Source organism: Streptosporangium sandarakinum (assembly GCF_013409935.1).
Taxonomy (GTDB): domain Bacteria; phylum Actinomycetota; class Actinomycetes; order Streptosporangiales; family Streptosporangiaceae; genus Streptosporangium; species Streptosporangium nondiastaticum.
On the sequence record NZ_JACCCO010000003.1, the window covers coordinates 302,201 to 324,414 of the forward strand.

17 protein-coding genes are annotated in these 22,214 nt (G+C 74.9%); 1 reads left to right on the plus strand and 16 read right to left on the minus strand.

The window, feature by feature from the left end:
• Window positions 1-42: 42 nt before the first annotated feature.
• The 12 genes from HDA43_RS27870 to HDA43_RS27925 all read right to left on the minus strand — a co-directional run bounded on the left by HDA43_RS27870 (window position 43) and on the right by HDA43_RS27925 (window position 13,121).
• Window positions 43-807, minus strand: a complete 765-nt coding sequence (locus tag HDA43_RS27870) for a nucleotidyltransferase domain-containing protein (protein WP_179826931.1) — start codon at window positions 805-807, stop codon at window positions 43-45.
• Window positions 804-1,484, minus strand: coding sequence for a nucleotidyltransferase domain-containing protein (locus tag HDA43_RS27875; RefSeq protein ID WP_179826933.1), 681 nt, complete (start codon window positions 1,482-1,484; stop codon window positions 804-806). The genes HDA43_RS27870 and HDA43_RS27875 overlap by 4 nt, the downstream gene beginning before the upstream one ends.
• A complete protein-coding gene (locus tag HDA43_RS27880; protein WP_179826935.1) occupies window positions 1,484-1,936 on the minus strand; it encodes an ASCH domain-containing protein in 453 nt (150 codons plus the stop codon). The genes HDA43_RS27875 and HDA43_RS27880 overlap by 1 nt, the downstream gene beginning before the upstream one ends.
• A 398-nt stretch (window positions 1,937-2,334) precedes the next feature.
• Window positions 2,335-2,760, minus strand: coding sequence for a DUF2332 family protein (locus tag HDA43_RS27885; protein ID WP_179826937.1), 426 nt, complete (start codon window positions 2,758-2,760; stop codon window positions 2,335-2,337).
• A 13-nt stretch (window positions 2,761-2,773) separates the two neighbouring features.
• A complete protein-coding gene (locus HDA43_RS27890) occupies window positions 2,774-4,039 on the minus strand; it encodes a cytochrome P450 family protein (RefSeq protein ID WP_179826939.1) in 1,266 nt (421 codons plus the stop codon).
• A gap of 265 nt (window positions 4,040-4,304) precedes the next feature.
• Window positions 4,305-4,763 (minus strand): hypothetical protein, encoded by a 459-nt coding sequence (locus HDA43_RS27895; RefSeq protein ID WP_179826940.1) that lies wholly within the window; start codon window positions 4,761-4,763, stop codon window positions 4,305-4,307.
• Window positions 4,764-5,095: 332 nt separating this feature from the next.
• Entirely contained in the window at window positions 5,096-5,677 is a 582-nt protein-coding gene (locus HDA43_RS27900; RefSeq protein ID WP_179826941.1) for a TetR/AcrR family transcriptional regulator, read from the minus strand.
• 270 nt (window positions 5,678-5,947) lie between these two features.
• Window positions 5,948-7,228 carry a methyltransferase, FxLD system gene (gene fxlM / locus HDA43_RS27905; RefSeq protein WP_179826942.1) on the minus strand — a complete coding sequence of 427 codons (1,281 nt, stop codon included), beginning with the start codon at window positions 7,226-7,228 and terminating at the stop codon, window positions 5,948-5,950.
• A gap of 55 nt (window positions 7,229-7,283) precedes the next feature.
• Window positions 7,284-8,276 carry an NAD-dependent epimerase/dehydratase family protein gene (locus HDA43_RS27910; RefSeq protein ID WP_179826943.1) on the minus strand — a complete coding sequence of 331 codons (993 nt, stop codon included), beginning with the start codon at window positions 8,274-8,276 and terminating at the stop codon, window positions 7,284-7,286.
• A gap of 132 nt (window positions 8,277-8,408) precedes the next feature.
• On the minus strand, window positions 8,409-10,742 hold the full coding sequence (locus HDA43_RS27915) for a SulP family inorganic anion transporter (RefSeq protein ID WP_179826944.1): 2,334 nt from the start codon (window positions 10,740-10,742) through the stop codon (window positions 8,409-8,411).
• A 72-nt stretch (window positions 10,743-10,814) separates the two neighbouring features.
• Complete coding sequence (locus tag HDA43_RS27920; RefSeq protein WP_179826947.1) at window positions 10,815-12,371, minus strand: hypothetical protein; 1,557 nt, start codon at window positions 12,369-12,371, stop codon at window positions 10,815-10,817.
• A 183-nt stretch (window positions 12,372-12,554) separates the two neighbouring features.
• A complete protein-coding gene (locus HDA43_RS27925; RefSeq protein ID WP_179826949.1) occupies window positions 12,555-13,121 on the minus strand; it encodes a YbhB/YbcL family Raf kinase inhibitor-like protein in 567 nt (188 codons plus the stop codon).
• 120 nt (window positions 13,122-13,241) lie between these two features.
• Between HDA43_RS27925 and HDA43_RS27930 the strand changes: the two genes are divergently transcribed.
• On the plus strand, window positions 13,242-16,754 hold the full coding sequence (locus tag HDA43_RS27930) for an AfsR/SARP family transcriptional regulator (protein ID WP_179826951.1): 3,513 nt from the start codon (window positions 13,242-13,244) through the stop codon (window positions 16,752-16,754).
• Here the strand turns inward: HDA43_RS27930 and HDA43_RS27935 are convergent.
• The 4 genes from HDA43_RS27935 to HDA43_RS27950 all read right to left on the minus strand — a co-directional run bounded on the left by HDA43_RS27935 (window position 16,714) and on the right by HDA43_RS27950 (window position 22,212).
• Window positions 16,714-16,941, minus strand: coding sequence for a hypothetical protein (locus HDA43_RS27935; RefSeq protein ID WP_179826953.1), 228 nt, complete (start codon window positions 16,939-16,941; stop codon window positions 16,714-16,716). The genes HDA43_RS27930 and HDA43_RS27935 overlap by 41 nt on opposite strands.
• 1 nt (window position 16,942) lies before the next feature.
• Entirely contained in the window at window positions 16,943-20,227 is a 3,285-nt protein-coding gene (locus HDA43_RS27940) for a DEAD/DEAH box helicase (protein WP_179826954.1), read from the minus strand.
• Between the two features lie 192 nt (window positions 20,228-20,419).
• Window positions 20,420-21,229: an ABC transporter permease gene (locus HDA43_RS27945; RefSeq protein WP_312873577.1), complete on the minus strand. Its 810-nt coding sequence runs from the start codon at window positions 21,227-21,229 to the stop codon at window positions 20,420-20,422.
• Window positions 21,226-22,212: an efflux ABC transporter ATPase subunit, DrrA-related gene (locus HDA43_RS27950; RefSeq protein ID WP_179826965.1), complete on the minus strand. Its 987-nt coding sequence runs from the start codon at window positions 22,210-22,212 to the stop codon at window positions 21,226-21,228. The genes HDA43_RS27945 and HDA43_RS27950 overlap by 4 nt, the downstream gene beginning before the upstream one ends.
• Window positions 22,213-22,214 lie beyond the last annotated feature (2 nt).

Sequence of the window (22,214 nt, forward strand, 5' to 3'; positions counted from 1 at the left end):
TGTCACCCGCTCCCGGCCCGTGTCACCCGCTCCCGGCCCGTGTCACCCGCTCCCGGCCCGCGTCGACAGGCGGGCGCGGACGACGAGGTCGTGCAGGAGATCGCCCGCGCGAGGCGTCTCCGGCAGGTGCGAGGCGTCCCGCGCCTCCTCCAGGGCGGCGGTCAGCCGGGCGACGTCGCGTTCCAGCCGCGCGCGGTCCGGGCCGTCCGCGGGCGGTGCCCCGTGCTCCGCGTCCCGCTTGGCGGCCACCAGTTCCGCCAGGTACGGCGGGCCGCCGCCCAGCCGGGTGAGGTCGGCGACGAGCACGCCGGTGCGCATCAGGTGGATGCCGGTGAGCAGCACCCGGAAGGTGTACAGCAGCGGCTTGAGCTCCCCCGACCGCTCGAACAGGCGCCACTGGGTCCGGGCGAACCCCAGGTAGTGGTGGGCGTGGTGACGGGTCAGGCAGTCCAGGGCGGCGGCGGCCAGCTCCTCGTGCACCGGGGACGTCGCCACCACCAGCGGAGAAAGCAGCTGCTCCAGGACGTAGCCGTTGCGGCGGAGCAGCAGACGGCAGAACTTGGCCAGGTCGTGGGTGACGAGGTCCACCTCGACGCCGTGGCGCGTCCACGAGCGGGTGACGGTCTCCTCGGCGGCCCGCAGCCCGACGACGTCCTCCAGCGGCAGCAGGTGCACGCCGCGCAGGTCCACGTCGGAGTCGGCGGACGGGAAACCGTACAGGTGCGCGCCGCTGACCGTGGCGAACGCCAGGGCGTGCGGCTGCTCGGCGGGGATCTCGGCCAGCCAGGCCGGGAGGTGGACGGTCACAGCGATGCCCTCCGTACGGTCACCAGGTAGTCCTCGACGGTCCGGCGGTCGGGTGCCTCGGGCAGCGCGTCGCAGACGCCGGGACGGTCGAGGTCCGCGGCCAGCTCCGCCCGCCAGCGCTCCACCTCCGGCCAGGGGATCTCGCCCCGCCGCAGCGCCAGCAGCCGGTCGCGGTGGGCGCCCACCCGGACCAGCGGCTCGCCCTCGCGGGCCAGGTGCAGGCCGCTGAGCATCAGCCTGATCATGTGCATGGCCTGCTTCCACTTCGGCCGCTCGGGGTCGAGCCTGCGGAGCTGCGCCTGGGCGTACCCGGCGAACGTCCGGTGGGCGCGCCGGGACAGGAAGGCGCGGCGGATCGCCAGCAGTTCCTCGCCCGCCGGGGTGACCCGCTCGACGATCGGCGACCACAGGCACTCCAGGACCGTCGGGTTGGCCTCCAGCGCCAGGACGCAGAACCGCTCGACCTCCCAGGAGAACTGCTCGGGCAGCGGCCCCTCAAGGTGGGTCGGCGGCTTGTCCAGCCGCCAGAACAGCGGGGCGGGCGCGGCGAACACCCCGCGCCGGTCCACGTCGGAGTCCTCGGTCTCCAGCCCGTAGGCACGGGAACCGGTCACCACCGACAGCACCAGGTGCTCCGGGACGCTGACCGGGCACGCCGCCTGATCCGGACGAACCATCAGACGGTACGGAGGTCGGCGACGACGCGGAAGCGCTCCAGGACCACCGGGGTGGCGTCGTCCACGGTGAAGGCGGTGTCGCCCAGCGCCGAGCGCATCTCCGGGTCGTGCCAGAACTCCTCGTGGGCCGTACGCCACTGTCCGGCCGTCGTGTGGCCCTCGCCCTCGTCCACCGCGTGGGCGTCGTCCACCTCTCCCAGCGGTACGACGCGTACGCTCGTGACCTCGATGACGGCCACCGGGCGGCCGGCGGAGTCCACCACCGCCGACCGCTCCCCGACCTCGGGCAGCGGCTCGCCCGCCCGCTCGTATTCGACGGCGAGGGAGGTGGTGGCGGTCTTGCGGCCGTCGAGGATCGCCGCGACGAGTGCGTCCCGCAACGGTCCGGGAAAGGCGAACTCGGCCTCGGGCAGGCCGGTGGGGCCGGTCGGTCTGTCGGAGTCGGACGTCATAGGGCATGACCCTACTGACTCATCTCCGGGCAGTGCTCCGGAGAGGCACTGCCGCCGAATGCTGAACCAGCCGATACGGCTTCTCAGCCGGCGTCTTCCGGCCACCTGCCGCTGTCCTGAAGGATCCGTTTGTAGGTCTCGTAGCGCGGACTGGACCTTCCGTAGGACCAGTGAGCGCCGTCTCCGGCACCAGGAATGGTGACGTGGATGTGCCGGGTGCCGGGATCGAACCAGACACCGTGTTCCACGTAAACGGTCCGGCCTTTGCCGCCGCTGCTCAAACGGGTTTTGGGGGGCATGGCGTGTCCTCACCGTTCATGGACCTGCGAGAAACTCCGGCGTACGCGCCGAATCCGGAAAGGCCAGGGTGCAGGTGGGCGGGTGCCGTCGCCGTCCGGTCAGGCATCGGGCCCGGTGAGCCAGTCGAGCCATTCGCCGTGCGGGCCGGCCAGGGCGAGCGGTTCGCCGTCCAGGGCGGGCAGGAAGGTCAGGCGGTTCCCGGGCAGACCCGCGAGCACCGGCAGCAGGCTCGCGCACCGTCCGGCCTCGTTGGTCTGCGTCCGGCGCGTCAGCATCGTCTCGCGCACCCGCTGCCAGTGCCGTACGGTCCACTGACGGAAGGCGGGGAAATCGGCGGACGGCCCGCCGAGGAAGCGGACCGAGGCCAGCAGCAGGTTCGGCTGCCGCTTGACGTGCGGCAGGCCGTCGATCAGCGCCAGCAGCCGCGCGTCGGAGGCGATGTCCCGGGCCAGGGCCTCGTACGCCGGGGAGCGCCCCCGGACCTCCTGCTCGGGGAATCGCCGGTACCGCTCGGCCGTGTCCATCCCGCCGGGAAGGTCAGAGGCGTACCGGGAGGCGGGCCAGGCGCCACGCCCCCGGCAGTGGCTGGTGCTCCAGGTCCGCCGGATCGACGGCCAGCGCCAGATCGGGGAAGCGGCGCAGCAGCGCCCCCAGCGCCACCTCGGCCTCCTGCCGGGCCAGGGCCGCGCCCAGGCAGTAGTGCAGGCCGTGCCCGAACCCGACGTGGTTCTCCCGGCGGCCGTCCGGCTCGCGGGTGATGTCCAGCCGGTCGGGGTCGGGGAACTCGCGCGGGTCGTGGTCGGCCGAGACCAGCACGGCCGTCACCGCCTCGCCCCGCCGTACCGGCATGCCCCCGATCGTCGTGTCCTCGGTCGCGTACCGCATCCGCGTCATCTGGACCGGGCCGTACCGGCGCATCAGCTCGTGTACGGCGCGCGGCATCAGCTCCGGGTCGTCCCGGAGCAGGGCGAGCTGGCCGGGATGGGTGAGCAGGGCGGCGACGCCGTTGCCGATCAGGTGCGCGGTGGTCTCGTGACCGGCGAGGACGATGGTCAGCACCATCGTCACCATCTCGACGTCGCTCAGCCGGTCGCCGTCCTCGTCGTGGGCGCGGATCAGCCCGGTGAGCAGGTCGTCCTCGGGTTCGGCGCGGCGCCGGACGATCAGCTCCCCGATGTGCGCGACCATCTCCCGCAGCGGCTCCGCCAGGGCGCCGGGTTCGGTCGACACCAGGGCCCGCCCCCATGAGCGCCACCGCGGGCGGTCCTCCTCGGGGATGCCCACCAGTTCGCAGATCACGGTGATCGGCAGCGGGTAGGTGAACCGTTCCAGCAGGTCCACGACGCCGTCCTCGGCCGCCGCGGGCAGGTCGTCCAGCAGGCTCTCGGTGATCTCCGCCACGCGCGGCCGCAGTCCGGCGACGCGGCGGGCGGTGAACGCGCGGGAGACGAGCCTGCGCAGCCGCATGTGGTCGGCGCCGTCGGCGTCCAGGACGCTGCCGAGGATGTACTTCGCGTACTCCGGCGGGATGCCGCGGGCCCGGATGATCTGCTGGCGGATGTCGCCCACGTCCATGCCCGGCACGTTCGCCGGGTCGTTGACGAACCGCTGGTCGCTCAGCACCCGCTTGACGTCGTCGTATCGGGTGACGAGCCAGACCGGCGAGGCGGCCCCGGGGAAGAGCGCCCGCACCAGGGGAGCCTCCTCGCGCATCCTCGCGTACCCGCCGAAGGGGTCGGCGAGCAGCCCGGGATCGAGGAGCTGGACCGTCTCGGCGGTGCGGGGATCGGCCGGAGCGCTCATGTCGTCCTCCTCGGGACCCGGTTGCTCTTCTGATCCCAGGTTTCCCGTCCGGCGCGTACGGCATGCGCCCGGAGTGCGCGGCGCGTGTCCGTTTCCCGGGTATCGCGGAGACCGTTTCCTCTTCGCCCGGCACACGGGTCCGGCCCCGGGGCGCCGCGGCGCGCGTCCCCTCCTCGCGCGCCGCGGCACCCGACCATCGGTACGGCCGCTCCGCCGATCAGCGGTACGGCCGCCCGGCCGGTCAGCGGTACGGTCGCCCCGCCGGTCAGCCGCCCTGGGACCAGACGCCCTCCCAGCCGGAGCAGCGGCCGGTGATCCTGGTGGACGTGCCGCGGCAGACCTTGGCGGAGGCGGTGAGCATGTAGCCGGCGTTCACCCGGAAGGAGAGGATCCGCGACTGGGAGCAGTTCCGGAACGTCTTCGTGTGCCACCGGCCCCGGTCGGAGAGCCACTTGATCTTCAGCCACGAGCAGGTGCGCGCGCCCGCGGCGTCGTAGAGATCACCGTGGATCCGCAGGCCGGTGCCGGAGCTCCTGACGACGCCGCCGGCCCAGCCCCTGCGGTCGGAGGAGGCGGTGGGGCCCCACTCCCAGGTCTCGGCGGCCCTCGCGGCCGACGCCGTGGAGGCGGTCGCGGCGGAGGCCGAGGCCGCCGTGGCGGGCAGGCCGAGCCCGAGGGCGGCGGCCGTCGTGAGGCCGAGCAGCAGGCGGGCGGTGCGATGCATGGGTCTATCTCCTGAAAAAACCGGATTTCTGATGGGCCAAGAGATATCCGGGACGGCTTGCAGACGGCTTGCCGTCCCTTGCAAGCACCTGACCGAGCCGCCCCTATCGCCTGGCCGCGCCGCTCCCATCACCGGGCCGCGCCGCCCTATCGCCGGGCCGTGTCCTCGCGCCGTCCGGTCCGTCCGTGTTTCCCCGGTCCGTCCGTGTTTCCTTGACCCGTCGGCGTTTCCCTGATCCGTCCGCGAAAGACGTGCTCTCCCCGCCCGCCCGCTCGCCACCAGGTGGGCGTAGCCGTCAGCCACCCGGTCACAGGACTCACGGGCCACGTCTCTCAGGGCTGCGGTCGAGGCTCCATGCCGACGAAGACCGCGTGGAGCACGCGGTCGAGGTAGGCGGGCGTCATCGGCTGCTGGGTGATCAGCAGTCTGTAGTACAACGGGCCTGACAGGATCTCGAAGGCGAGGTCCAGGTCGAAATCGGGTGCGAGCCGTCCCTGCTCCTGGGCGGTCCTGAACCGGGCCAGGGTGTCGGCCGTCTGCGGCTGGATGAAGCGTTCGTTGAGGGCGGCGGCGACCTCGGGATTGTGCTGCGCCTCGCCGATCAGGTCCCGGTACAGCGGTCCCCAGGGCGGCCGGGCCAGCAGGTCGACGGCCTGGACCATCACCTCACGCAGGTCGGCCATGATGTCGCCGGTGTCGCGATGCTCCAGGCTCGGGCTGCTCGAGGTGAGGACCGCGTCGAGGAACAGCATGGCCTTGGAGGACCACCGGCGGTAGATGGTGTCCTTGCCGACGCAGGCCCGGGCGGCGACCGCCTCGATGCTGAGCTTGGCGTAGCCGACCTCTCGTGCCAGGTCGAGCGTGGCCTTGATGATCGTTTCGGTGCGGACATCGGAGCGGCGGCGGGCGTTCATGGCGCCATTTTACGGGTCGGGACGACCCGTTTGACAATGATGTGATGCTCCCTTCACGCCAGGTCAAGCCCTGCGTGACGTCCCGGCCCGCTCCAAAGTTCTGGTGGGTACGACCGGTCCCGCTCTCAGCGGCACGGGGAGGTGTTCTCATATCGCCCACCGTGCGCTGCGACCGGAGCGGCACCGGTTGGAGCGACCCGTCGCGCACCCGCCGACACCGGATCCCGTTCCCGATCACTCCGTACCCCGTCCCGGCCTGGCCGGAGCGGCTCACCCGCGGGCGGCGGGCCAGGACAGGACGAACGTGGTGTGACGCTTACGGATCACCAGTCCGTCTCCGGCGGCCGTCCCGAAGCCGCCGCCGTCCCCGGCCGGCGGGACGCCCATGCCCGGCGGACGGCCGAGGTCCCCCGGGCGCGCGCCGTCCCCGGGGCGCGGGTCGCCCCCCGGGTGCACGTCGACGCGCAGGCCCGACGTCGACGGGCGTCCGGCCGCGTCCCACGCCCGCAGGTGGGCGAGGAGGTCGGCGGCGAGCCCCGCCCCGCCGGGCCCGAACGCCCGCACCACCGGCGGCGCGGGCGCCTCCCGGGGACGGAGCAGGCACAGGCCGCCGTCCTCGACGATCCCCAGGGCCGTCGTGAACCCCCACCGGCCCGGCGCGCCCGCCGCGAGCCACCGGGGCCGGGACTCCGACAGCAGGCACCAGCGCGGCTCGTGCGCGGCCAGCCACAGGCCGAACCCGTCGGCGAGCGCGGCCGGGTCCGCGGCCACCCCGGCGGGAAGCTCGGACACCGGGCCGCCGAGCACCGCCAGGACGTCCCCGGCCTCCCTCGCCCGGGGCAGCGAGAGCATGAGCTCCGAGTCGCGGTCCAGCGGCCGGAGCACCTCCGGGCCGGCGAAGGGCCCGCGCAGCCGCATGAACCCGCAGGCCACCGCGGAACGGCTCGTCCAGTGCCCGTCCGCCCACTCCAGCGCCACCGAGCGCTGCACGCCGTTCAGGTCCATAGGGGCGACGATCCGCCCGCCGGGCGCGAGCTGCTCCAGCCAGGCCGGGAAGAGGTCCCACACGCCCACGGTCGCGATCACCCGGTCGTACGGCGCGCCCGGGGCGAAACCTTCGGCGCCGTCACCGCAGACCACCTCCACCCCGGGAAAGCCCGCCTCCGCCAGGTGGCCCCTGGCGCGCCCGACCAGGCCGGGGTCGATGTCGACGCTGGTGACCCGGCCGCCGGGACCGGCCAGGTGCGCCAGCAGCGCGGCGTTGTAGCCGGTCCCCGCGCCGATCTCCAGCACCCGGTGCCCCGGCTCCACCCCGAGCTGCTCCAGCATCAACGCCATGATCGTCGGCTGGGAGGAGGAGCTGACCGGCCGGCCCTCGGCGTCGCGCCGGGTCACGACGGCCTCGTCCCGGTACGCCGCCCCCGGGGGCACCTCCGGCAGGAAGAGGTGCCGGGGAACCGCCCGCAGCGCCCCGGTCACCTCCTCGCCGATCCCGCCGCGCCCGCGCACCCGGGCGACCATCTCCTCGCGCAACGCGTGCCAGTCCGCCATCGCCGACCTCCAGACCCGCCGGTCCCGCCGCTCGCCGTACAACCGCCCCCGAGCTCTATGCCCACTCGGCGAGGATCTTGGCCTCCTTCTCCGGGTCGATGCCGTGGCCGCGGAAGGAGCGCTCCTCCACCGGGATCCCGCGGAGCCAGGCCCAGGTGTCGCGGACGGTCTCGGCGACCGGGCGGCAGCGCAGCCCGGCGGCGAGGGCCTTCTCCGACGACGGCAGCCAGACCCCGGCGAACTCCTCGTTGCGCGGCGCCCAGACCGGCAGCTCGGTCCACGGGGCGACGTCCCGGTCGAGCAGGAACTCGTCGTCCACCCAGACCAGCTCCGCGTCCGAGCCCGTCACCGCGCGGCACTCCTCCAGCAGCCCGCGGTAGGTGATGTTGCCCCGCACCCCGCTGACGAAGAAGCGGTCGTTCGTCCCGGCCTCGGCCTGGTCGAGGGTGAACGCGGCGATGTCACGGGCGTCGATGAGCTGCATCGCCATTTCGGGATCGCCCGGGGCGAGCACCCGCCCGCCGCGGTCGATCCGGGTGAGCCACCACGGCAGGCGGCCGACGTTCTCGTGCGGGCCGATGATGAGACCGGGCTCGATGATCAGGGCGTTGCCGTCGAAGCCCTGCTCGACCGCGCGCTCGCAGCCCGCCTTGAGGACGCCGTAGTCGCCGTCGTCCCGCCCGGCGTCCGGCGCGCACTCGAACCGGGGCGAGCTCTCGTCGGCCGCCTGCCCCGGCCAGACGGAACAGGCCGAGATGCTGGAGATGAACGCGTAGGTGGCCGCCCTGCCGTTGAGGACGCGCACCGACTCGCCGACGACGCGGGGGACGAACCCGCAGACGTCGACGACGATGTCCCATTCCCGGCCCTCGGCGAGCCGCTCCAGGTCGGAGGTGACCTCCCGGTCACCCCTGACCGCTTCGACGCCGGGTACGTCGACACCGTTCCTGCCCCGGTTGAACGTGGTGACCTCATGTCCGCGCCGCAGCGCCTCTTCAACGATCGCCCGGCCCAGGAAGACCGAGCCGCCGATTACCAGAGTCCTCATGGCCGATCATTGTTCGCCCGCCGTCCGCGGCGTGACCATGGCTTTCACCCTCGGCGCAAGCCGTACGCCCACAGCGGACCGGCCGCGTGCGGCGGGCTCGCCCGCGCGTGGCGGGCCCGCCACGCCCCCGGCTCACATGGCGCCGGCCGCGAGCGGCGGGCGCTCCAGGACGTGGACCTGCGCCGTGCCGATGTCGAAGTAGAGACCCACCAGCTCCAGGCGGCCCTCCCGGACGAGCCGGTCCACCGCCGGGTAGGAGCGCAGGTTGTCGAGCTGCTGGAGCACGTTGGCCCGGCAGAGACGGTCCAGCGGGCCGCCGTCGCCGTCCCCCGGGGACCCGGCGTCCCCGGAACCGGGAACCTCGCCGCCGGGCGTCTCGGACGGCGCGCCGCTCCCGGCGGCGAACCGGGTCAGGCTGTGGCGGCCGTGCCGCAGCCAGCGGCCGAGCGCGGGCATGCCCTCCGGCGCGTCGCCGCCGAGCAGCGCCGCCATGGCCCCGCAGCCGGAATGCCCGCACACCGTGATGGTGCGGATGCCGAGTGCCTCCGTGGCGTACTCGATCGCCGCGGCCACCGAGTCGTCCGGGGGCGCCGTGCCCCGGCGGGGCACCAGGTTGCCGAGGTTGCGGACGGTGAACAGGTCGCCGGGACCGCTCGCGGTGATCAGGTTCGGCACGATCCGGGAGTCGGCGCAGGTGATGAACAGGTGCGACGGCTCCTGCTTGCGCGCCATCCCCATCATGAACGGGCGGATCAGCGGGGCCGTGCGGCGGTGGAACTCCCGCGCCCCGGCCAGCAGGTCCGGCTGCCCCGAGCCGTCCCCGCCCGCCGCGGCCACACCGGCCACGGCGGGCGCCACCCGCGCGGACGCGACCGCGAGGTCCGCCGCCGCGGACGACCGGCCGCGCCGCCGGTGGGCCCAGGGCAGCCACCAGCGGTCCGGGGCCGGCGGCGGAGGCTTGGCGGGGAGCACCCGGGCGCCGCTGGCCCCCATCGCGTACCACTCGTCGTGGATCTCGTCGATGTCCACGCTCCCGCCGCTCCGCTCGTGGTCGGTGCGCCAGGCGTGGACCGCCTCGAACGCGGCGTTGTCCATGAAGTCGATGTTGAGGTCCAGGTCGACCGGGACCCCGGCCGGGATGGCGCGCAGCGCCGAGGTGATCCGCGGGACGCCGAGGAAGGTCAGCGAACCCGCGATCGACACGTGCCAGTGCCCGCCCGGCTCGGGGGTGACCCGTACGGTGACCCGGGTCAGCCGCCGCAGCGCCAGCAGCGCGGCGAGCCCGAGCCCGAGCAGTACGCCCTCGGCCAGCCCGACGAGCGCGACCCCCAGCATGGTGGTCACGTACACCGGGATCTCGCCGTGCCCCCGCAGGTTGCGCAGGTGCCCCATGTTGACCATCTGGACGCCGATGAACACCAGCAGGGCCGCCAGCGCCTCCATCGGGATCAGCGTGATCGTCCAGCCCAGGCAGAGCGCGAACACCAGGATCCACACGCCGTGCATGACCGTGGACCAGCGGCTGCGGGCACCGGCGCGGGCGTTGGTGCTGCTGCGCACGATGACCCCGGCCACCGGCAGGCCGCCCAGCGCGCCGGTGACCATGTTGGCCACGCCCTGCGCGGTGAGCTCCCGGTCCAGGTCGGTGCGCCGGCCGTTGTGCAGCTTGTCGGTCGCCACCGAGCACAGCAGCGACTCCACCCCGGCCAGCAGCGCCACGAGCAGCACCGCGGCGACGATCCCGTGCCAGTCGCCGCGCGGCCAGGCCGGCATGACCCACGACTCCAGGCTCTTCGACAGGTCGACCCGGGTGACGTCCCAGCCGGACGCCGCGGCGATCGCCGAGGCGACGACCAGGGCGGCCAGCGGCGCCGGGACGAGCCGCAGCCGCTGCGGCAGGTGGCCCCAGCCGACCAGGATCGCGATGGTGATCAGTCCGGCGTAGACGGCGTGATCGTGTATGTCCAGGATCTGCCGGGGCAGTTCGGCGACGTTCTCGATCGCGGAGCGCTGCGGGCTGCCGCCGAGCACGACGTGCAGCTGGGAGAGGGCGATCACCACGCCCACCCCGGCGAGCATGCCGTGCACCACGGCGGGGGAGACCGCCAGCGCCGCCCGGGCGACCCGGAACACCCCCAGCAGGAGCTGCAGGGCGCCCGCGAACAGGGTGATCATGCAGGTGGCGCGCCAGCCGTACGTCGAGACCAGCTCGGCCACCACCAGTGAGAGGCCGGCGGCGGGGCCGCTGACCTGGACGACCGAACCTCCCAGGAGGCCGGCGACCACGCCGCCCACGACGCCCGCGATGAGCCCGGCCGCCAGCGGTGCTCCCGAGGCGACGGCGATGCCCAGCGAAAGGGGCACCGCCACCAGGAACACCACCAGGGAGGCGGGCAGGTCGTACCGCAGCACGGAGGCGAGGCCACTCCATGCGATCGTTTCGTTACTCTTCGTGTCCGTCCCCATGGGGCAGACCCTATGCCGCGGGCCTCCGCCGACCGGGCGGTTGTCGGAGGCCTTTACGCAGCCGGGAGGAAATCAGCGGTAATAGTCGGGGTGGTCCGGCTGCTGGGCCGCGGCCCGGCGGCTCCGCCGGGAGCCCGTCCGCCCCTGTCCCTCGGGGGCCGCGGCGGGGCCGGCGCCGGGAGCGCCCGGGGCCGGCTCGGGCCAGGCGGCGGGGGACTCCGGGCTCGCCGGGCGGACGGGGTCGTAGCCGTAGCCGCCGGTCGCCTGGCCCGAGCCCTGCCGCGGGTCGGCGGCGCGGTCGCCGGGGGAGACGCTCCGGGAGGGCGCCGTCGGGGTCGACAGCGCGGGGGTCGGGCCGGTGAGCGCGTCGTCGTCGATGGTGGCCCAGCCGGGGCTCACCTCGTAGGAGCCCGCGGTCGGCGCGCCGTACACCGGCGACTGGTACGAGGAGTATCCGGGGGCGGGGTCGTCGAGGATGTCGGCGGTGTTCGCGGCCGGCCAGCCCCCGGACACCGGGGAGGTGGCCCGTGCCCAGGGATTGTCAGAGATGTCCCCGGGCGTCCCCGTTGCGGCGGGCGCGGAGGAGCCCTGCGCCGGGGCGGTCCGGGGCCGGGGCGCGGGGGCAGAACCGTACGGCTCGGCCAGCGGGTCCGGGGCGGGCCCGGCGGGCGCGGCGAGCGGGTTCGGGGACGTGGCGGGGAAACCGCCGCTGGTGGTCGGCCCCATCGGGCGCATCGGCGGCAGCGGACCGGCGAGCTGGTCTCCGGCCGGGCTCGCGGCGGGCACCGGCCCGGTGGCCGGCGACTGGCCCGCGGCGGGCGCCGGACCGCCGGTCGCGGCGGCGCCGCGCGAGCCGCGCCGGGGAGCGGGGCCGTTCAGCGGGTCGCCCAGCTGGTCGGGGCGGCTGGGCCCGCCGCCGCCGGGGGTACGGGTGCGGCCGGAGCCGCGCCGGGAACCGGTCCGGCGTCCCTCGGGCGGCGCGCCCGCGGTGGGGGCGGCGAAGGTGACCGTCTTCTGCTCGGCCAGCGCGGCGGACGTCGGGGCGGGCTCGGGCTGGACCGGCCCGACCAGGTCGGCGAGGCCGGAGGGCAGGGAGGCGGCGGCGGGCTCGGCGGGGGCGGGAGCAGGGACCTGGGGCCGCGACTGCGGCTGGGGCTGGGGCTGGGACTTGCGGTGCGGCAGCGGCACCTGGACGGTCATCGCGTCGGCGTCCACGCCCGGGGCGGCCTGGCCGCCTGAGGCGGCGTGGCCCGCGGCCGCCGGGTTCTCCAGCGAACCGCCGAAGCCGCCGACATCGGCCTGCAGTCGCGTCCAGTAGTCGTCGTCGTAGTCGTCGGCCCCGCCGAAGTCGTTCATGCCGCGCTTGCCGCGGGCGCCGGACGGCCGCGGCCGCGACGGCTTGGGCTCGTCGAACGGCGTGAGGTCCGGGGAGTAATGCGTCATCTTCGGCTCGCGCGCGGCGAAGTCGTCGATGGACACGGCCGGAGTCTGCGCCTCCTTCTCCGCCATCTCACGCAGACGCTCCGCAGGGAGCGCGCTCTCCCTGCGGTTCATCGACCGCACGCCCAGTGCCACGACGACGAGCACGAGGAGCACGACGGCGACCAGGATTATTACGACCGCGGTCATTGCACCACCCTCAAGGCCATGGCCTTCCAGCGGCGCCGGTGAGGTCGCGCGGCCATCGACGCGACCTGCCCCCTTGCATCACCTGCGCACGGACATTGGTTCTGATTGTGTCGGACCACTATGAGCGTTGTCACACCCAACGTGAAGAATCGGTAACCATCAATACCTCCGGTGTTCGGCGCATCACTGGATGTGCCCCGCGGTCAGCCTGCCCCAGGCGATCGTCTTCTCCGCGATCTCCTTCAGCGTCCTGCTGAGCGGGGCCCCCTTGCCGAGGTGGATCTTCCCGTTGAGCGCGTAGACGGTGAAACGATAGCTCTGCCCGCGCCGGCACGGCGGGGCGTAGCCCACCTTGCCGCTCGTCGTGCTCCCCTCCACCGCGCCCACCGGGACGCTCTTCTCCGCGACCTCGTTGGTGCGCGGATCGATGTCGAACACCACCCAGTTCACCTCGCCACCGGCACGCGCGTTGTTGTCGGCCACGATCGCGACCGACTTCGTCCCGTCCGGCACCCGTGACCAGCGCAGCGGCGGGTTGCCGGACGATCCCTTGCACGAGTAGTCGGACGGCAGGACCGCGCCGTCCCGGAGGCGGGGACTGGAGACGCTGATCGGCTCCAGTTGCAGCCGATCGGCGGACGCGATGCTGCCCACCATCCCGCAGCCGGAGGAGACGACGACGAGCGCCGCGGCGAGTGCCGTCGGTACGGCCCGCCGCGGGCGGCGCGTAGACGTGTGCGGCTGCCCCATGCCCGATGATGCTACGCGGATCTGGAAGATGCGCAGACCGGATCGCGAGGTTCCATGGCGCGGAAACACCCGGGAATCGGACAGAATCAGAGCATGGAGGGGGTGCGGGCGGACGGGAAAATGACCTTCGCCATCCTCGGGTCCCTGGAGGTCCGCCGGGGGGACGAGCCGGTGGGGATCTCCGGTTCGCGCCTGCGCGCGCTCCTCGTCCTGCTGCTGCTCGACGCGGGCCGTACGGTCCCGGCCGGCCGCCTGATCGCGGGGATCTGGGACGACCGTCCGCCGGCCGCGGCGGGTAACGCCCTGCAGGCGCTGGTCTCCCGGCTGCGCGCCGCGCTCGCCGCCGAACGCGGGATCGTCGAGGCCGTCGCCTCCGGCTACCGGCTGGCCGTCGAACGCGACCGGGTCGACGCCCACCGGTTCACCCGGCTGACGGCCGAGGGCCGCGCGGCCCTCTCGGCGGGCGCCCCGGCCGAGGCCGCGGCCGTCCTGCGCGCCGCGCTCGGGCTCTGGCGCGGCCCCGCCCTGGCGGACCTGGCGGGCCCGGCGGGTGACGACGCCGTGACCGTCGCGGCCGCCGCGGCCGCCCGGCTGGAGGCTCTCCGCCTGGCCGCCGTCGAGGACCGCGTCGAGGCCGACCTGCTGCTCGGACGGCGGGCGGAGGCCGTCGCCGAACTGCCCGGCCTGATCGCCGCGCATCCGCTGCGCGAGCGGTTCCACGGCCAGCTCATGCGCGCCCTGTACGGCGCGGGCCGCCGGGTGGAGGCCCTGGCCGCCTACGAGGCGGCCAGGGAGGTGTTCGCCCGAGAGCTGGGAGCCGACCCCTCACCCGACCTGGCCGGGCTGCACCTGGCCATGCTGCGGGGGGAGTGGGCCGAGAGGCACACCGGGCCTCGCCCGGCACGGGTTCCCCCACCCGCCGGGGACTTCCCGCCGGCCGGGCCGCCGCCCGCGGAGATCCCACCGCACGAGGGACACGAGGGACACGGGGGAGAGGCGACCGCCGGGGCCCCGCCGTCCCCGCCCGCCGGTGAACCCGCGCCCGCCGGTGCCCCCGCGCCCGCTGATGAATTCACGCCCGCCGGTGAACCGGCCGTGAACCGCCCCGGCGGCGCGCGGCCGGGCAACCTGCGGGCCAGGCTCACCAGCTTCGTCGGCCGGGAACGCGACGTGGCGCGCACCGCCGGCTTCCTCGCCCGCCACCGGCTGGTCACCCTGACCGGCCCCGGCGGCGCCGGCAAGACCCGGCTGGCGGTCGAGACGGCCGAGGCGGTGACGGCCGAGGTGACGGCGGCCGAGAGGGCGGCAGAGACGGCGGCGGCCGAAGCGGCGGACCGGCTGCCCGACGGGGCGTGGCTGGTCGAGCTCGCCCCGGTGGCCGAGCCGTCGGAGGTCCCGCAGGCCGTGCTCTCGGCGCTCGCGGAACTGGAGCTGCGCGACGGTCCCGCGGCCGGGATCCCACAGCCCGGCAGGCTCCCGGCGCCCGTCCGCCGCGACCCCGTGCCCCGGCTCGTCGCGGCCCTGGCCGGGAGGCGGCTGCTGATCGTCCTGGACAACTGCGAGCACGTGGTCGAGGCGGCCGCGGCGCTCGCCGAACGGCTGCTCGCCTCCTGCCCCGGGGTGCGGATCCTGGCCACCGGCCGCGAACCGCTGGGCATCACCGGCGAGCTGGCCTGGCCGGTGCCGCCGCTGGACCTGCCGCCGGACGACGCGGACCCCCGCGAGGCCCTGGCCTACCCCGCCGTCCGCCTGTTCGCCGAACGCGCCGAGACCGTCCGCCCCGACTACCGCCCCGAGCGGGAGACCGCCGCGATCGTGCGGATCTGCCGCGAGCTCGACGGCATGCCGCTCGCCATCGAACTCGCGGCGGCCCGGCTGCGCGTGCTGTCCGCCGGGCAGATCGCCCAGCGACTCGACGACCGCTTCCGGCTGCTGACCGGCGGCAGCCGTACGGCGCTGCCGCGGCACCGGACGCTCCGCGCGGTGGTCGAGTGGAGCTGGGACCTGCTGGACGGCCCGGAACGGGTGCTGGCCCGCCGCCTCTCGGTCTTCGCCGGGGGCGCCGCCCTCGGCTGCGTCGAACGGGTCTGCGCCGGGGACGGGCCGGCGGAGGCAGACGTGCTCGACGTGCTGGCCCGGCTGGTGGACAAGTCACTGGTGGTGGCCGACGAACACGGCGCCGCCGTCCGCTACCGGATGCTGGAGACCGTCCGCGCCTACGCCGCCGAACGGCTGGCCGAGTCGGGCGAGGAGACCCGCGTACGGCTGGCGCACGCGGTGTTCTTCACCGAGCTGGCCGAGGCGTCCGACCCCGCCCTGCGGGATCACGGGCAGGTCGCCGCCCTCGCCGGGCTGGCCGCCGAGCACGACAACCTGTCGGCGGCGCTGCGCTGGGCCGTCGAGGAGTCCAGGACCACCCTGGCGTTGCGCCTGACCGGCGCGCTCGGGTGGTACTGGTGGCTGCGCGGTCACCGGGCCGAGGGGGCCCGCCGCGCCCGGGAGGCGGTCGGGCTGCCCGCGGGCGGCGAGGACCCCCGGCTGCTCGCCCTGGCCAAGGCCGCCTACGGGTACAACGCGCTGAGCGCCGGCGTCACGCTCGACGCGGCACGGGCCACGCTCGACGAGGTGGTACGGCTGGCCCGCGAGGAGCTGCCCCGCCCCTGGCACCCGTCGGTCGCGCTGGCGGGCACGGTCGCCGCGCTGTTCGGCGGCGGGCCCGTCGGTGAGCCCGACTTCGGCGAGATGTTCGCCCACCCCGATCCCTGGGTGGTGCACTCCGCGCATCTGATGCGCGGGGTGGCGCACCTCAGCGCCGGCCGGGTCGCGGAGGCCGGGACGGACCTGCGGGCGGCGCTGGACGGCTTCGAGCGGACCGGTGACCGCTGGGGCGCCGGCAACGCGCTGGCCGGCCTCGCGGAGCTCGACCTCCTGCACGGCGAGTCCGCGCGGGCCCTGGAGCGGGTGCGCGACTCCATCCGGCGGATGGAGGAGATCGGCGCGGTCGATGAGGTCACCTTCATGCGCGGCCGGCTGGCGGTCGGGCTCCACCTGGAGGGAGAGCGGGCGGCGGCCGAGGAGGCCCTGGAGAAGAGCCTCCTGCGGGCGCTGGAGAGCGGCGACCGCATGACCGCGGTGCCCCTGCTCGTCGCCCGGGGCGACTTCGCCCGCCGGGACGGCGACCTGGAGCGGGCCCGGCGTCACTACGCCGAGGCCGCGGGCCTGCTCGACCGCGAGACCGTGACGCCGCCGCAGCTGTACGCCGTGCTCGACACGGCGCTGGGACTGCTGGCCGAGCAGGAGGGCGACCTGCCCCGGACCCGGCGGCTGCTGGGCACCGCGCTCGCGAAGGCCGTGGAGAGCCGGGAGACGGCGCTGCTCGTCCCGGTCCTGGTCGGTTTCGCCGGGGCGGCACTGACCGGCGGCGACCCCGGCGCGGCCGCCGTTCTCCTCGGCGGGGCCGCGGCGGCCCGGGGGACCGACGCGGTGGTCGACTTCGACCACGCGCGTGTCACCGAGCGCGCCGTGGCCGCGCTCGGCCGCGAGGAGTTCTCCCGGCGCCACGAACACGGCCGCGCCCTGCCCCGCGGGGAGGTCATCGATCTGGCGACCCGAGCTCCCGGTAGGGCTTCCTGAGCAGGTCGACCAGGGGGATGTGCCGTACCCGCACCGCCGGGGGCTCCAGCATCCGCAGCAGCAGGTCCGAGGGGGCGGCCGCGGCCGGCTGCGGCCGCAGCCGGTCCAGCGGGACGCCGGGGGAGTAGAAGGCCGAGGCGGGCTCGCCGGATTCGCCGAACTCGCTGAAGGGTTCCGCGGACGCCATGTCAGCTCACCGCCCCGGGGCCGAGGCGGAACAGCTCACGCAGCTGGTCGGTGGACAGCTCGGAGATCCAGTCCTCGCCGGTGCCCACCACGCTCTCGGCGAGCGACCTCTTGCGCTCGATCATCTCGTCGATCCGCTCCTCAAGGGTGTCCACGCAGATGAACTTCCGCACCTGCACATTCCTCGTCTGACCGATCCGGAAGGCCCGGTCGGTCGCCTGGTCCTCCACCGCGGGGTTCCACCACCGGTCCACGTGGATCACATGGGAGGCGGCGGTCAGGTTGAGGCCCGTCCCGGCCGCCTTGAGCGACAGCAGGAACAGCGTCGGCTCGTCACCGCGCTGGAACCGCTCCACCAGCTCCTCCCGCCGGCTCCTGGACAACCCGCCGTGCAGCCACAGCACCGGCCGATCCAGGCGGGCGGCCAGATAGGGGCGCAGCAGGGCGCCGAACTCGGCGTACTGGGTGAAGACGAGGGCGCTGTCGCCCTCGGCGAGGATCTCCCCGGCCAGTTCCTCCAACCGGGCCAGCTTCCCCGACCGCCCGGCCAGCCGCGAGCCGTCCCGCAGCAGGTGGGCGGGGTGGTTGCAGATCTGCTTGAGCTTCGTCATCGCGGCCAGCACGTTGCCGCGCCGCTCGATGCCCGCCGAACCGCCGATCCGGCCCATCATGTCGTTCACCACGGCCGTGTACAGCTCCGCCTGCTCCGGGGTGAGGGTGCACCAGACCTTCATCTCCTGCTTCTCCGGCAGGTCCGTGATGATCGACCGGTCGGTCTTGAGCCGCCGCAGCACGAACGGCCCGGTGGCCCGCCGCAGGGCCGCCACGGCGTCCTCGTCGCGCCGGGTCTCGATCGGCTCCTGGTAGCGCTCGCGGAAGCGCCGGGCCGGGCCGAGGAGACCGGGGTTGCAGAACTCCATGATCGACCACAGCTCCGACAGCCGGTTCTCCACGGGGGTGCCGGTCAGCGCCAGCCGGGTGCGCGCCGGGATGGCCCGCACCGCCCGCGACTGCCGCGCCGCGCTGTTCTTGATCGCCTGCGCCTCGTCGCAGATGACCCGCTCCCACCTCAGCGCGGCCAGCGCCCCCAGGTCGCGCAGAGCCGTGCCGTAGGTGGTGATGACGAGATCGGCGTCCCGGACGGCGGCGGGCAGCTCGTCGTCCCGCCTGCGGGAGCCGCCGTGGTGGACGTACACCCGCAGCGACGGAGCGAACCTGGCCGCCTCCTTCCGCCAGTTGCCGATCAGCGACATCGGGCAGACGAGCAACGTCGGCCCCGGGGCTTCTTCCGCGTCCCCGGCCGCCCGTTCGCGCTCGGACAGCAGCAGGGACAGGGCCGACACCGTCTTGCCGAGCCCCATGTCGTCGGCCAGGACACCGCCCAGGCCGAGGCCGGACAGGAAGCTCAGCCACGACAGGCCGCGCCCCTGGTAGGGGCGGAGCGTCCCGCGCAGCGCGCGCGGGGTGGGGACGGGGGTGAGCCGGCGGTCGGCCTCGCCCGACAGCAGGTCGCCGAGCGGGCCGTCGGCGTCGACCGCCACCAGCGGCAGCTCCCCCTCGCCCCCGGCGGCGATCTCGCGGATCATCTCGCCGAGGGTCGTCTCCCCGCCGCCCCGCCGCCCGACGACCTCCAGCGCCGCCTTGAGCTGCCGGTCGTCCAGCTCCACCCACCGGCCGCCGACCCGGGCCAGCGGCACCCTCAGCCCGGCCAGCCGCGACAGCTCCTCCTCACCGATCGTGTGACCGCCGACGGCCGCCTCCAGCCGGAAGTCCACCCGGTCGCTCAGCCCGGCCCGCTCCCGGCCCTCCGTCGCGCGCACGGTCAGCTTCAGACCCAGGCCCTGCCGGCCGGCCCACTCCGGCAGACGCACGACGTATCCGGCCGCCGCCAGCGCCGGTGCGCCGCCGCGCAGGAAGGAGAACGCCCGCGCCGTGTCGACCTCCATGACGGCCGGCTCGGGATCGCGCAGCGCGCCGTGCAGGTCGGGATGGAGACGCACCGCCCTGGCCAGCTCGGCCCGCAGGACCTCCCAGGGCCGCTCGGGCAGCCAGGACGCCCGCTCTCCCGCCCGGATCCGGGCGGCGGTCAGGTGGTCCGGCTCGTCCGCGTCGCCGGAGCCCGAACCGCCCGCGCCCCCGCCGCCCGCGTCGTCCGTACGGCCCGCGGTCACCGCCGGGGCGAGACCGAACTCCACCTTCCACGGGTCGTCCTCGCCGGCCGGTTCGACCAGCCGGAACCAGGCCCGGACCGGCCCGTCCAGCTCGTGCGCCGCCGCCGACCAGCCGCGGAGGGCGTCGCCGAGCGCCGCCGCCTCGGCGGGCCGCGCGCCGGGCAGCGAGGCGTCCGGCGCCGTCAGCGCGTGCAGCCAGCGGTCGGCCAGCGCCGTTTTACGCCCCGGCCGGTTGCCGACGATCAGCCGCTCGGGCAGCGCCTCCCGGGCCGCGCCGTCCACCAGGCCCTCCATCGCCTCCTCCAGCACCTCCGCCGCCGGCCTCTCCCCGGGCAGCGCGCGGCAGACCGGCGGCATGGCGGCGGCGAGGTCACGGAACGCGACGGCGTCGGCGCCGATGAGCACCGGACGCCAGCGGGCCGCGTGATCGCCGTCCTCCTCGACCAGTTGCGGCAGGATCCGGCCGCGCCGTGCCAGGCTCCGGGCGTGCTCGGCGACCACGGCGAGGTAACGCAGCGACAGACCCGGCTCCCAGGACGCCTCCTCCGCGTCCCCGGACGCTCCCGGCTCGTCTCCGGACGTCCCGCCCCCGTCCCCGGGAGCCTCCTGCGGACCGGGGGCGGTCCCGGAGTCCTCTTCGCCCGGCTGGGGGAGGGCTTCGAGCAGGGCGAGCGCGGCGTCCGGGCGGAGCAGCAGCACCGGCACGGCCCAGGTGGAGATCCGGGGCCCGCGCACCGAGCCCGTCAGGCCGGACTCGGGGGAGGGCAGCGGCCGGGAGGCCGACCCCGGCAGCCGGATCGTCGCCTCGGCCGCCTCGGCCCGCGCCGCGACGGCCGCGACCGTCGCGACGAGTCCCCCGGAGCCCTCCGTCCCCGGCTCGCCCAACACTCCGCGGCCCCCGATCCCTTCGCCCCCCGGGACCTCTCCGGTCGCCCCGGAGCCCCCGGCGCCGAGCGCGGCGGCCAGTGCGGCGGCGGAGGCGGCGAACGGATGCCGTCCGGGCGCGGCCCCGGAGGACGCGGCGCGCCCCCGGGAAGCGGGGGAGCGGTCCTGGGAGACGTCCTCCCCCCACAGCGCCAGTCGCCCGCCGTACCAGCCACCGTGAACCACCAGCACGCGATCACTCCGTTCCTCGTCCGTCACTCATGCTCTCCCGGGGAACCCGCCGGGACCCCCGGGGTCCCGCTGTGAACCCACCGTGAACCCACCGGGGTCCCGCCGCTAACCCGCCGGGACCCCGCCGGGGATCCGGCCCCGGCGCCGCCGCCCGTCCCGCCTCCGCGGGGAGGCCGGACCTCCGCGGGGAGGTCAGGCCCGGCCCCGGAAGGCGCGGACCGCCAGCGGGGCGAACACCACGACGAACCCGGCCGACCAGGCCAGCGCGACGAGCGCGGGCGCGGCCACCTCACCGCCGATCAGCAGGCCGCGGATGGCGTCGGCCAGGTGGGTGACCGGGTTCAGATCGGCCCAGGCCCGCAGCCAGCCGGGGAAGGTGCGCGGATCGACCAGCGCGCTGCTGGTGAACGTCAACGGCATCATGATGGAGAAGGCGAACATCTGCACCTTCTCCGGGTTGGCCGCCCGGAGCCCGATCAGCACCGACATCCACGACATGGCCAGCACGACCACCACCAGCAGCGCCAGCGCGCCCAGCACGCCGAGCACGCTGGTCTCCACCCGGAACCCCAGGACCATGCCGAAGCCGACGAGCAACGCGAACGCCCACGCCTGCTTGATGGTGTCGGCGACGACCCGCCCGGACAGCGGCGCCGTACGGGCGATCGGCAGGCTGCGCAGCCGGTCGAAGACGCCCTTGGTGATGTCGGTGTTCAGGCCGACCGCCGTGGACAGCGTGTAGAACAGGGCGTTCTGCACGAGCAGCCCCGGCAGGGCGAACTGCAGGTAGTCCCCCGTCGATCCCGAGATCGCCCCGCCGAACACGTAGGTGAACAGCAGCAGGAGCATGATGGGCTGGATGCCCAGGTCGATCAGTTCCCACGGGTTGTGCTTGATCTGGACCAGGCTGCGCCAGGCCAGGGTCGCCGTCTGCGTCAGCGCGGCCACCGGGCCGACCCGCCTCGTGGGGGCCGTCGTGGCCGTCATGGTCGCCGTCGTCACGCGAGGGCTCCTTTCTTCTCGATCTCGGTTCCGGTCCCGGTCCCGGCGGTCTCCTCGGCGGGATGACCGGTGAGGGCCAGGAACACCTCGTCGAGGCTCGACCGGCGCAGCGTCAGCTCGGCCGCGACGACGCCGAGGTCGTCGAGCCGCCGCACGACGGCGGGCACGGCCGCCGGGTCGCGCACCGAGGCCACGGCCCTGCCGCCGGTCAGCGCGGGGGGCGCGCCGATGATGTCGGCGACGACCTGGGAGACCAGCGGCAGATGGTCGTCGCGGAGCGGCCGGACCTCCAGGACCCGCGCCCCCGTGGTGGCCTTCAGCTCGTCGGGGGTGCCGGAGGCGATCACCCTGCCGTGGTCGAACACCACGATGTCGTCGGCGAGCCGGTCGGCCTCCTCGAGGTACTGGGTGGTGAGCAGCACCGTCACCCCGTCGGCCATCAGGCCCCGCACGACGTCCCACAGCTCGGTGCGGCTGCGCGGGTCGAGGCCGGTGGTGGGCTCGTCGAGGAACAGCACCTGGGGCCGTCCGACCAGGCCGGCCGCCAGGTCCAGGCGGCGGCGCATGCCGCCCGAGTACGTCTTGGCCGCGCGTCCCCCGGCGTCCGCGAGGGCGAACCGGTCGAGCAGCTCGCCGGCCCGCAGCCGGGCCTCCGCCCTCCGCAGGCCGAGGAGGCGGCCGATCATCATGAGGTTCTCCACGCCGGTGAGCATCTCGTCGACCGCGGCGTACTGGCCCGTCAGGCCGATCATCGACCGCACCTCGTGGGCGCGGTCCACCACGTCGAACCCGCCGACCGAGGCGCTGCCCCCGTCGGGGCGGAGCAGCGTCGCCAGGATCCGTACGGCGGTGGTCTTACCGGCGCCGTTCGGCCCCAGCACGCCGAGCAGCCGCCCCTGGGGCACGGCCAGGTCGACCCCGTCCAGTGCCCGTGTCTTCCCGTACAGCTTCACCAGGCCGCTCGCCTGGATGGCATATCGCATGG